The organism is Psychrilyobacter sp. (assembly GCF_037132775.1).
Classification (GTDB): domain Bacteria; phylum Fusobacteriota; class Fusobacteriia; order Fusobacteriales; family Fusobacteriaceae; genus Psychrilyobacter.
Genome location: NZ_JBAHZY010000132.1, coordinates 45360 through 57192 on the forward strand (window position 1 = coordinate 45360; position 11833 = coordinate 57192).

Below are 11833 nucleotides of genomic sequence, written 5' to 3' on the forward strand. Positions count from 1 at the left end.
TAATAGTGTATCTATTATCGGAATGGAAAAAAATTCAGGGAAAACTACCACTTTAAATTATATACTAAAAAATTTAAAGGGAACTAAAGTTATCGGCCTTACTTCTATTGGACGTGATGGTGAAGACTGTGACAGAGTAACCAATACACATAAACCTAAAATTTATGTAGAAAAGGGGAGTCTAATTGCGACAGCTAAAAATTTACTCTGCAAATGTGATATAACCAAGGAAATTCTAGCTACCACAGGGATCTCCACCCCTATGGGTGAAATAATAATTATGAGGGCACTCAGCAACGGATTTGTAGATGTAGCTGGCCCCTCCTACAATTCAGCTCTTATAAAAGTAAGAGATCTTATGCTAGGTTTTGGATGTGACTTAGTCCTCATTGATGGTGCACTTAGTAGAAAAGGCAGTGCAGGAAATTTAGTTTCAGAAGCCACTATACTAGCTACTGGAGCTAGTTTTTCCCCAGATTTGACAAGAGTTGTAGAGGAGAGTCGTCACAATGTAGAGATGTTACAGTTACCAAAATGCTCTGAAGAAATAGTAGATTTAGCCAGACAAATATTAAAAATGGGAAAAATTGGGTTTATAGATACCCAATCAAATATAGAGGTCTTAGACCTCCTTACTTCCCTCAATTCTCATAGGGAGATAGTAGATGCAGTCAAACCTAATCATAAAATTTTAGTTTTAGGAGGTGCTGTATCCAAGGGATTGATAGAATCTATCATACAAAATAGAGAGTTGTTTAAAAATTTTACGATCGTCATAGAAGATGGAACAAAAATTTTTATAGATTCTAATATATACCATAAATTATCTATGATACCGGTCAAGTTAGAGGTATTAGACAGCATTAACCTTCTATATTTGACCTGCAATCCCACATCCCCTTATGGACATTCATTTGAGAGTGAAAAATTTTGTAAACTATTAAAAACATCTATAGATATAGATGTTGTAGATATTGTAGGAGGAAAACTATGAGATACCTTGATCTTAAAAACAAAGAAAAAATTGGATTGGAATATCTCACAAATAATCTGGCTACAATATCTCCATATGGTAACCAAAAAAAAAGAGATATCGTTCCCATAGAAGAAGCTGAAACTTTAGAAAAAATTTTTGATCATTTAGAATTTTTTATAAAAATATGCGAGCAGAATAAAAAAGAGATCCAAAAAGTAGAACTGTTCCTTATGAAGTTAAAAAACATATACAATATAGTTTTAAATCTTCAAAAAGGAAGAATTTTAGATGAGGTTGAATTATTTGAGTTAAAGATAAATACCATGATCTTTATGGAGATTAAAAGTATTTCAAATGATATATTTTTAAAAGATTTTCATCTTGTTGATTTAAGTCCTATTATAGATATTTTAGATCCAGGATCAAAAAAAATACCTACCTTTCATATCTATAATGAATATTCAGAAAAATTAAAAGAGATCAGAAATAAAAAGTCAGAAATTGAAAAATTAATTTTTTCAACTACAGATAACGAACTACAGATAAAACTAAAGGAAGAGAGAAGAGAGATCGTTATTTTAGAAAATTGTGAAGAATCTAAAACCAAAATAGAGATAAGCAGACAACTAATTTCTTATACCGCCGATATTCTTATAGATATCGACAAGGTTGCAAATATTGATTTCACCTTAGCTAAAGCAAAACTCGCTATAAAATATGGTGCTAACAGACCTGAAATAGGCGAACACATCGAATTTGTCGGAATGTTTAATCCAGAAATTTTAGAAACTTTAAAAATTAAAAACCAAGAATTTCAAAAATTAGATATCCTATTAAAAACTGGTAATACTATCTTAACAGGAGCCAATATGGGAGGGAAAAGTGTTATTTTAAAAACCCTTACTCTCAATCTCATCCTTGCACAAATGGGCTTTTACGTTTTTTCAGACTATGCGACTATTCCTATATTAAAGTTTATACAGTTTTTATCCGATGATATTCAAGACGTTTCCAAAGGGCTCAGCAGTTTTGGAGCTGAAATAATGAAACTTAAAGAAATTACAGGGTGTCTAAAAACCTATGACAGGGGATTTATTGCACTAGATGAATTTGCCCGGGGTACCAACCCAAGTGAAGGTAAAAAGTTTGTAAGGGGATTATCAAATTATATGAAACAGTTTAACAGTTTTTCAATCATGGCAACTCACTATGATGGTGTAGTCGATGATTCGACTCCTCATTATCAAGTTGTTGGATTAAAGAATATAGATTTTGATAGCTTAAAAAGAAAGATTGATCTAAATAATCAAAATTCAATCTCTCTGATCCAAAAACATATGGATTATTCCATAGAAAAGATTCATTCTAACCTTGAAGTTCCAAAGGATGCACTCAATGTAGCAACTTTAATTGGAATCGATGGGGATTTAAAAGATATAATAAAAAATTTATACTAACTCTTTAACCCTCTCTCGCCTGTCGGCACTCTCCCCCCCAATAGGGAGAAAGACTTATATAGTAGAGAGTATTAAAAAGGTAGAGTCATGGGGGAAAATAATATGCAAAATTCAAAATTACACTTAGACTGGGATGTAGTGGCAGAGACTAGAAAATCCGCTAAAAATATCGCCTTAGATGTACAAACTTATATAGATGATCACTCAACAGTGTCGGTAGAAAGAACAATTTGTCGTTTACTTGGTATAGACGGAATAGATAAATTTGAAGTACCTTTACCAAATATAGTGGTAGAACATATTGAAAAAGAGGGAAACCTTACTTTAGGAGTTTCCCACTATATTGGAAATGCCATGGTAGAAACTGGCCTTTCACCTCAAGAGATTGCTGAAAAAATATCTCACGGAGAATTGAATCTGGGGAAAATATCTACCCATGATGCTTTTGAAATAAAATTAGCTATAGACAAAATTGCTCGTGAAAACACTGATAAAATTGCAAACAACAGAAAGGACAGAGAATCTTATTTAGAAAGATTTGGAGACAAAACAGGGCCACTTTTATACCTTATTGTAGCCACTGGAAATATATATGAAGATGTAACTCAAGCTGTAGCTGCTGCTAAACAAGGGGCAGATGTCATCGCTGTTATCAGAAGTACAGGTCAAAGTTTATTAGACTATGTACCTTTTGGAGCTACTACAGAGGGATTTGGCGGGACATTAGCTACCCAAGAAAACTTTAGAATAATGAGAAAGGCACTAGACGAAGTAGGAGAAGAATTAGGTAGATATATTAGACTTTGTAACTACTGCTCTGGTCTATGTATGCCTGAAATCGCTGCTATGGGAGCATTTGAAAGACTAGATGTAATGTTAAATGATGCTCTTTATGGAATTTTATTCAGAGATATCAACATGAAAAGAACATTTGTAGATCAATATTTTTCTAGAATCATCAATGGATTTGCAGGGGTAATCATCAATACCGGTGAGGATAACTACCTTACTACAGCAGACGCAATAGAGGAAGCTCATACAGTATTAGCTTCTCAATTTATAAATGAACAGTTTGCACTTCTTGCTAATCTGCCTGAAGAACAGCAAGGGTTAGGACATGCATTTGAGATCCATCCAGATACAGAAAATGGATTCTTGTTAGAACTATCTCAAGCTCAAATGGCTAGAGAAATATTTCCAAAAGCACCTTTAAAATACATGCCTCCTACAAAATTTATGACTGGAGATATCTTCAAGGGACACGTACAGGATACTCTCTTTAATATGGTCACTATTATGACAGGACAAAGACTTCATCTGATGGGAATCATGACCGAAGCTATCCATACTCCATTTATGTCTGATAGAGCTCTTGCCATCGATAATGCTCAATATATATTCAAAAATATGAAAGATTTTGGTTCTGAAATAACATTTAAAAAAGATGGAATAATTGTGAATCGTGCCAAGGAAGTTCTTGAAAAAGGTAGAGACCTAATCAAAGAGATCGAAACAACAGGAATGTTTGATACCCTTCAAAAAGGTAAATTCGCAGGTATTAAAAGACCTATTGATGGTGGAAAAGGGTTAAATGGAGTATTTGTAAAGGATACTACATACTTTAATCCATTTATGGAACTAATGATTGGAGGTGACAAATAATGAGTGGAGGATTATATTCAACTGAAGATAAAAGTTTTGATACTACGTTAGACCTAAAAAAATTAAAGCCTTATGGAGATACTATGAATGATGGAAAGGTACAGATCAGTCTGACTTTACCAGTTCCTGCTGATGAAAAAGGTGCTGAAGCAGCTAAAGAATTGGCTAGAAAAATGGGAATACTTGAACCGGCTGTTTCTCATTATAAAGCTTTAGACACTCACTTCTCATTCTATGTAGTTTACGGATCATTGAACCATACTGTAGATTATGATGAGATCCATGTAGAAACAGTAGATGTAGAGACTATGGATATGTACGGAGTACAAAACTTTATCAAAGAAAATATTAAAAGAGATATAGTTATCCTAGGAGCTAGTACAGGAACTGACGCTCATACAGTAGGAATAGATGCTATTATGAATATGAAAGGATACGCTGGTCACTACGGTCTTGAAAGATATAAAGGGATCGAAGCTTATAACTTAGGATCTCAGGTAGAAAATGAGGAGTTCATCAAAAAAGCCATCGAGTTAAAAGCTGATGCACTACTAGTTTCTCAAACAGTTACTCAAAAAAATGTCCATATCCAAAACTTGACTCATCTAGTAGAATTGATGGAGGCTGAAGGAATCAGAGATAAGGTAGTACTTATTGCTGGAGGTCCTAGGATCTCCCATGAACTAGCTAAAGAATTAGGTTATGATGCCGGATTCGGACCTGGAAAATATGCAGATGATGTAGCAACATTTATTGTAGAAGAAATGGTGAAAAGAAAGTTAGTATAATAATAAAACTTTTTAAAATAAAAAACAGAAAAAAGTAACAAGAACTTTTTCTTGTTACTTTTTTCTGTTTTTATAAACCTAAATTTCTTTTTAAAAGATGGTGTTATAACCATAGATAATAATCTATTTTTAGGGTTTCCAAAAGAAAAATAATAAGATTGTTTCTTTACTTTTAAGGATAATGAAGTATACTTATATTGTTTTTACATTATATTAAAAAAAACATTAAATTTAACTTAGATATAAGTGATTTAATGTTTTTGATAGTATAATAAAAACATTTGACTACGAATTACACTTTTTTCATGAAATTTAGAGTTTTTCGTAAAAATTTAAATACTTTTATTGTTTTTTAAATTTAAAAGGAGTAGATTCTATGAATAAAACAGCAGTTAATGAAACAGGTAGTAAACAAAAGAATATCTTTGAAAAATTTACAAATTTTTGTGTAATATTAATACAAAAATATCTACCTGATCCATTTATATTTTGTGCCATTTTGACATTTATAGTTTTTTTGATTGCAATCCCTATTACTAAACAATCTCCTATGTCTATTATCAATGACTGGACCAATGGATTTTGGAGTTTATTATCTTTCGCTATGCAGATGGCTTTAGTATTAGTTACAGGGCATACTATGGCTAATTCTCCATTCTTTAAAAGAACCTTATCATCCATGGCCGGTAAATTAAAAAATCCATCTCAAGCCATAATAGGAGTTACTGTAGTTTCTGTATTAGCTTCATTTATCAACTGGGGTTTTGGTCTCGTAATTGGGGCTATATTTGCTAAAGAAATTGCTAAAAAAGTAAAAGGTGTAGATTATCGATTATTGATTGCCTCTGCGTATACTGGGTTTTTAGTATGGCATGGGGGGTTATCAGCTTCAATCCCTTTAAAACTTGCATCTGGTGATGGTCTAGAAAGTGCAACTGCTGGTGCTGTTACAGCTGCGATTCCTACATCTATGACTATTTTTTCATCGACTAATTTGATTATCTTAGCTATTTTATTTGTTACTTTACCCTTTGTCAATAGAGCTATGCATCCAAAAAAAGATGATGTTATAACTATAGACAATGATCTTCTCATAGAGATTCCAGAAGAAAAAATAAATTTTGCTACTATGACACCAGCAGAAAAAATAGAAAACAATAAAGTTATTTCTCTATTTTTAGGAATAATGGGTTATACTTATATAATTTCATATTTTATGAAAAATGGATTTGTATTAAACTTAAATATAGTTAATTTTGTATTCTTATTCACTGCAATTATACTACACGGTACACCTAGAAAATTTTTAAATGCAATTAAAGAAGCTACAACAGGAGCTTCTGGAATCATATTACAATTCCCTTTCTATGCAGGTATTATGGGTATCATGGTTGGACAAGGTGCACATGGAGTTTCTATTGCTGGAGCCATGTCTCAAATGTTTGTTAATATTTCAACTGAAACGACTTTCCCTTTCTTTGCTTTTTTAAGTGCAGGGCTTGTTAACTTCTTCGTTCCATCTGGTGGAGGTCAATGGGCAGTTCAGGCTCCGATAATGATGCCTGCTGGTGCTGCTCTAGGTATTCCAGCAGCAAAAACCGCCATGGCAATAGCATGGGGGGATGCATGGACAAACATGATACAACCATTCTGGGCTCTTCCTGCTCTCGCTATTGCAGGCTTAGGCGCTAAAGATATAATGGGTTATTGTTTGGTAGTACTTATTTACTCCGGTGTCATAATTTCACTGGTTTTAATGTTTCTATAGATTTAATATCTTAAAATAAAAAAGGAGGAAACAAGTTTATGTCTAAAAAAATAATTGATATTGCAGATGCAGTATCTAAAATAGAAGATGGAATGACCATCATGGTGGGAGGATTTTTAGGTACCGGAACACCTCACACTATCGTAGATGCCATTGTAAAAAAAGGTGTGAAAAACTTGACTATTATATCTAACGATACAGGAATAAAAGATAGTGGTGTGGGCAGATTTATCTATAACAATATGGTTAAAAAAGTAATCACATCACACATTGGTACAAATCCAGAAACTGGTAGACAGATGAATGAAAAAGAGATTGAAGTTGAGCTAGTTCCCCAAGGTACTTTGGCAGAGAGAATCAGATCTGGAGGGGCTGGTTTAGGTGGTGTTCTTACTCCTACTGGTCTAGGTACTATCGTCGCAGATGGTAAACAAATAATAGAGGTAGATGGTAAACAATTTCTTTTGGAAAAACCTCTGAGAGCGGATATTGCTATCCTTTTAGGACATACTGTGGATACCAAAGGTAATATTATCTATGCCAATACCGCTAGAAACTTTAACCCTCTTATGGCTACAGCTGCTGATATAGTTATAGTCGAAGCTGAAAATATAGTAGAAGTAGGTAGTATCAATCCAAATGAAGTTGTTACACCTAGAATTTTTGTAGATCATATAGTAGGAAGTGATTATAATGGATAAAAAATTAATTAGAGAAATTATTGCTAAAAGAGTTGCTCAAGAACTACATGATGGAGATGTTGTTAATCTTGGTATAGGTCTCCCTACTGCTGTTGCTAACTATGTTCCAGATGGTATGGATATTATTTTTCAATCAGAAAATGGTCTTATAGGAGTAGGTCCTGCCCCCCAAAAGGGAGAAGAGATTAAAGATCTTGTCAATGCAGGTGGAATGCCCATCACTACCTTAGATGGTGCAGTGTTCTTTGATTCTGCTATGTCTTTTGCTGTAATCCGTGGAGGTCATGTAGATATGACTGTCCTAGGAGCATTACAGGTAGATGAAAAAGGTAACCTTGCTAACTGGATAATTCCTGGAAAAATGGTTCCCGGAATGGGTGGTGCTATGGACCTTGTTGTAGGAGCAAAAAAAGTAATAGTTTCCATGGAACATACTGCAAAGGGTAAACCAAAGATTTTTCCACTCTGTACATTGCCTCTAACTGCTGCTAACCAGGTAAATTTAATCATCACAGAGATGGCAGTTATCGAAGTAACACCTGATGGATTATTACTAAAAGAGATCGGTCCATACAATACTATAGAAGATGTAATAGCTAATACACCTGCAAAATTGATCTTGGCAGATGATATAAAAGTAATGGAGGTTTAAATATGATAAAATCATTAAAAATCGGAGATTCTTATAGTTTTAATAAACTCGTAGAAGCTGTAGATGTAGAAAAATTTGCAGATGTAAGTACAGATCATAATCCTGTTCATCTAGACGAGGAATATGCTAAAACTACTATGTTTAAAAAGAGGATAGCTCATGGGATGTTAGGAGTATCTTATATATCATCTATTCTAGGGACAAAATTCCCTGGTGAAGGAACTATATATTTAGGACAGACTATTAAATTTTTAGCTCCAGTTTATTTAGGAGATACTTTAGAAGTTAAAGCTGAAATTATCGATCTTAAGGAAGGTCGAAATGATAAAGCTACTCTAAGAACTACTTGCACAAATCAAGATGGCAAGATAGTAATTGATGGAGAAGCCAGTGTAATGCTTCCAAAGGCATAAAAAATAATTAAAAAAAATCAAGGATTAATTTCCTTTATTTTTTAATTATTTTTTTTTGACCTAATAGTCTTATATTATAGTTTGGTGCCACCTGCCGGAGTCGAACCGGCTACCTCTACCTTACCATGGTACTGCTCTACCTAGTGAGCTAAGGCGGCAAAATGCTACTCTTAGGTAGCAATTATTTGAAATATTTCATTGGATTTATAGGAGTACCATATTTTCTTATCTCGTAATGAAGATGAGGACCTGTTACCCGTCCAGTTTTTCCACTTTCTGCAATAAGTTGACCTCTATTTATCCTCTGACCTTTTTTTACTTTTATCTTATTTAAATGTGCATATCTAGTTTCATAACCTTTAGAATGTTTAACAATAACTATCTTACCGTATCCACTCATCCATCCTGCATATGTAACCGTTCCATTTTCCGCAGCTTTTACATTTACATAATGAGCTCGTAAATCTACCCCCATATGACCTATCCATCTTTTCAATACAGGATGAAATCTTCTACCATAGGGACTTGTAACACCTTTCCATGCTGTTGGCCAGTATACATTGAACCCTTTCTTGGCCCTGGTAATTCTAGCTAGATCTACCTTGGGATTATTTATTATTAACATTTGATTTACACGAACTGTACTCGATGTTAAATTATTGGTAGTTTTTAATTCCCTTACAGTTCTCCCAAATTTTAAAGCTATCTTTGAGAGAGAATCGCCCTTAATCACCTTATAAGCTATGGAGTTACCTCTGGTAATTTTAAGTTTTTCTCCAATTTTTAGATACTTTCCCATATTCGAGTTGTTATATTTTAAGACAGTCTGCGATTGCCCAAATTTATTGGCAATTCCACCTAATGTATCCCCTGATTTCACTTTATAATATGTGATCTTTGCTCTTGTTTTTGATTCTTTTTTTATTTTTTTACTTACAACGGTATATTTTTTTTCATATACTTTAAAATTAGAACTTAACAGCTGGTAACCACCATTATCTGCCTCTGATTCAGTATAGTAATCTGTAAAATCATTTAAATTAACAACTTCTTTTTCAAGTTTTTTAATAGTATTATATGCTAAAAATACATTGAATATCAATAAAACTATGAGAAGCTTTTTTATTTTTTTATTCAATTTTTTGCTTCTCCTTTCGAATAATAATTTAATAATTCTTCATTATTTTTTGTTTTCTTTATAGTGTCTATTAGTTGTTTAGAACTTTCAGCGGCACTAAATTTACTAAGATATCTACGAATTTTCCAGATTGTTGAGAGTTTATCAGCTTCAATCAATAACTCCTCTTTTCTTGTTCCTGATTTTTTTATATCGATAGCTGGATATATTCTTAATTCCGCTAAAGTCCTGTCTAGATGGATATCCATATTTCCAGTACCTTTAAATTCTTCAAAAATAACATCATCCATCCGACTTCCAGTATCTATCAAAGCTGTAGCTAAGATGGTCAAACTTCCACCACCACGAATGTTTCTCGCCGATCCAAAAAATTTCTTTGGATAATATAGAGCTGTTGGGTCTATCCCACCAGATATAAGCTTCCCACTAGATGGTATCACAATATTATAAGCTCTTGCAAGTCTTGTTATAGAATCCATTAATATTACAATATCTTTTCCATCTTCCAATATTCTCTTAGCTTTCTCTAAAACCATTTCAGTTACCTTAATATGGTTTCTGGGATCTTCATCAAAGGTAGACGAAAAAACTTTAGCTCCATGAACTGTTTCCTTTATATCTGTTACTTCTTCAGGTCTTTCATCTATAAGTAATATCCATACTTCTAAATCCTTATTATTTTTTATTATACTATTAGCAATATTACTTATTAGCATGGTTTTACCAGCTTTTGGAGGAGCTACAATAAGACCTCTCTGTCCTTTTCCTAGCGGTGCAATCAAATCAATAACTCTTCCTGATATATCTCCACTTCCTCCTAAGAGGATTTTTTCATCCGGATATGCCGGAATTAACTCATCAAATGGTACACGATTTTCTGCTTTTTCTAAATTATCTCCATTTATCAGGAGAATCTTTCTCATGGCATAGTTTTTCTCTGTCTCCACTGGAACTCTGGCTTCACCTAAAACTATATCACCATTTCTAACCTTAAATTTTCTTATCTGTGTAGAAGATATATATACATCCTTTTCCACATTGGTTTCACGGAGAAAACCATACCCTTCAGCAAACACTTCTATCCTACCCCAAGCTATGGTATGTCCGTCACTTTCCCTTATATATTCGCTTATTTTTTCAATCAATTCCAATTTTTTATATTCATAAGATTTATCTATATTTAATTTTTTAGCTATCTCCCTTAATTCTGAAAGGAGTAATCCACTTAAATCTGTCAAATTCATCATCACCTTTTTATATATAGTATATACATTGCTACAAAGTAAACTAATCCAATAATATATGTATCATATCTTCTTTTTTTATTTTTAAACATAATTCCCATCATAAATACTAAAAGTATCAGCATAGAAAATATAGCTGTTAACTTATGAAACCCACCCAATGATTGATATATATTTTGATCCCTTAAAAATAGATCTGTAATAAATATAATCATTATATTAAATATATTGCTTCCCAATAAATTTCCAGCAGCCATGTCATATGACTTTAATTTAATTGCTTCAATACTTACAGTTAATTCTGGTAAAGATGTTGCTAGAGCTATTAACATAAGTCCTACAAAAGATTCCCCTAATTCAATTCCAAAGAATGGTGTGTTAGCAATTTTATCTCCCACAAAACTAAGCCCAGTACCTAAAATAACTATAAAAAATGCACTCATAGCAAATCCCTTTTTTGCCTGAGGTAAACTTATCCCATTTTCTTCTACCTCATGGAATTCCTTTATCTCTTCCTCCAATTTTTGACTAAATTCGTCATTTTTCTGATGTTCATAAATATAGATCGATTTCATTGCTATAAAGTAAACTCCTAAAATTATCAAGGAAAATAAACTAATATTCATTATTTCCTCTGTTGGGAACGAAAATCCCAATAAAAATATTAACGTTAAAATTATAGACCAAAAACCAGCCATAAAGTTTCTACTGCTTACCTTGGATGAAAAAGAAGTAGATTTCAATACAAATATATCAAGTATAAATACTACGAATATATTAAATAAATTACTACCAAATATATTTGATACGGCCATTTGAGGGTTTCCCATAAGGGTAGCACTGATACTTGTAACCATCTCTGGCAGTGAGGTTACTGCTGCTAACATCACGATCCCTATCCAGGATTTTTCTATCCCCATCAAGTCACCTATGGCATCTCCATATAAACTTAATTTTTTACCGACCACTATTATAAATCCTGCTAATATCACAAAGATTAATATGTATACGTACGACATCTTCTCACCTCTGTT

Annotated in this window: 11 protein-coding genes and 1 tRNA gene; 8 read left to right on the forward strand and 4 right to left on the reverse strand. The window is 32.9% G+C overall.

Annotated features, from left to right (window positions below; genetic code table 11):
• Positions 1 to 22: 22 nt before the first annotated feature.
• From V5784_RS09130 to V5784_RS09165, 8 genes are all read left to right on the forward strand, one after another.
• Positions 23 to 994, forward strand: coding sequence for a hypothetical protein (locus V5784_RS09130; protein ID WP_336888723.1), 972 nt, complete (start codon positions 23 to 25; stop codon positions 992 to 994).
• Positions 991 to 2433, forward strand: coding sequence for a hypothetical protein (locus tag V5784_RS09135; RefSeq protein ID WP_336888724.1), 1443 nt, complete (start codon positions 991 to 993; stop codon positions 2431 to 2433). Before V5784_RS09130 ends, V5784_RS09135 begins: the two co-directional genes overlap by 4 nt.
• Positions 2434 to 2535: 102 nt before the next feature.
• Positions 2536 to 4095 (forward strand): lysine 5,6-aminomutase subunit alpha, encoded by a 1560-nt coding sequence (locus V5784_RS09140; protein ID WP_336888725.1) that lies wholly within the window; start codon positions 2536 to 2538, stop codon positions 4093 to 4095.
• Entirely contained in the window at positions 4095 to 4883 is a 789-nt protein-coding gene (locus V5784_RS09145) for an OAM dimerization domain-containing protein (RefSeq protein WP_336888726.1), read from the forward strand. Before V5784_RS09140 ends, V5784_RS09145 begins: the two co-directional genes overlap by 1 nt.
• 376 nt (positions 4884 to 5259) lie before the next feature.
• Entirely contained in the window at positions 5260 to 6651 is a 1392-nt protein-coding gene (locus V5784_RS09150; RefSeq protein ID WP_336888727.1) for a short-chain fatty acid transporter, read from the forward strand.
• Between the two features lie 38 nt (positions 6652 to 6689).
• Positions 6690 to 7352 (forward strand): acetate CoA-transferase subunit alpha, encoded by a 663-nt coding sequence (atoD, locus tag V5784_RS09155; RefSeq protein ID WP_336888728.1) that lies wholly within the window; start codon positions 6690 to 6692, stop codon positions 7350 to 7352.
• Positions 7339 to 8004, forward strand: coding sequence for a 3-oxoacid CoA-transferase subunit B (locus tag V5784_RS09160; protein ID WP_336888763.1), 666 nt, complete (start codon positions 7339 to 7341; stop codon positions 8002 to 8004). The genes atoD and V5784_RS09160 overlap by 14 nt, the downstream gene beginning before the upstream one ends.
• 2 nt (positions 8005 to 8006) lie before the next feature.
• The gene (locus tag V5784_RS09165; RefSeq protein ID WP_336888729.1) at positions 8007 to 8417 is read left to right on the forward strand and encodes a MaoC family dehydratase; all 411 of its coding nucleotides are present in this window, start codon (positions 8007 to 8009) and stop codon (positions 8415 to 8417) included.
• Positions 8418 to 8499: 82 nt separating this feature from the next.
• Here V5784_RS09165 and V5784_RS09170 read toward each other — a convergent pair.
• The 4 genes from V5784_RS09170 to V5784_RS09185 all read right to left on the reverse strand — a co-directional run bounded on the left by V5784_RS09170 (position 8500) and on the right by V5784_RS09185 (position 11818).
• Positions 8500 to 8575: transfer RNA gene (locus tag V5784_RS09170), tRNA-Thr, on the reverse strand.
• 23 nt (positions 8576 to 8598) lie between these two features.
• Positions 8599 to 9555: a M23 family metallopeptidase gene (locus V5784_RS09175; protein ID WP_336888730.1), complete on the reverse strand. Its 957-nt coding sequence runs from the start codon at positions 9553 to 9555 to the stop codon at positions 8599 to 8601.
• A complete protein-coding gene (rho, locus tag V5784_RS09180) occupies positions 9552 to 10799 on the reverse strand; it encodes a transcription termination factor Rho (RefSeq protein ID WP_336888731.1) in 1248 nt (415 codons plus the stop codon). Before rho ends, V5784_RS09175 begins: the two co-directional genes overlap by 4 nt.
• A 2-nt stretch (positions 10800 to 10801) precedes the next feature.
• Complete coding sequence (locus V5784_RS09185) at positions 10802 to 11818, reverse strand: hypothetical protein (RefSeq protein ID WP_336888732.1); 1017 nt, start codon at positions 11816 to 11818, stop codon at positions 10802 to 10804.
• Positions 11819 to 11833 lie beyond the last annotated feature (15 nt).

Bases quoted from the DNA above. Each gene is read 5' to 3' on its own strand.
- V5784_RS09130 (WP_336888723.1), top strand. From the start codon at position 23: ATGGAAAAAAATTCAGGGAAAACTACCACTTTAAATTATATACTAAAA.
- V5784_RS09135 (WP_336888724.1), top strand. From the start codon at position 991: ATGAGATACCTTGATCTTAAAAACAAAGAAAAAATTGGATTGGAATAT.
- V5784_RS09140 (WP_336888725.1), top strand. From the start codon at position 2,536: ATGCAAAATTCAAAATTACACTTAGACTGGGATGTAGTGGCAGAGACT.
- V5784_RS09145 (WP_336888726.1), top strand. From the start codon at position 4,095: ATGAGTGGAGGATTATATTCAACTGAAGATAAAAGTTTTGATACTACG.
- V5784_RS09150 (WP_336888727.1), top strand. From the start codon at position 5,260: ATGAATAAAACAGCAGTTAATGAAACAGGTAGTAAACAAAAGAATATC.
- atoD (WP_336888728.1), top strand. From the start codon at position 6,690: ATGTCTAAAAAAATAATTGATATTGCAGATGCAGTATCTAAAATAGAA.
- V5784_RS09165 (WP_336888729.1), top strand. From the start codon at position 8,007: ATGATAAAATCATTAAAAATCGGAGATTCTTATAGTTTTAATAAACTC.
- rho (WP_336888731.1), bottom strand. From the start codon at position 10,799: ATGAATTTGACAGATTTAAGTGGATTACTCCTTTCAGAATTAAGGGAG.
- V5784_RS09185 (WP_336888732.1), bottom strand. From the start codon at position 11,818: ATGTCGTACGTATACATATTAATCTTTGTGATATTAGCAGGATTTATA.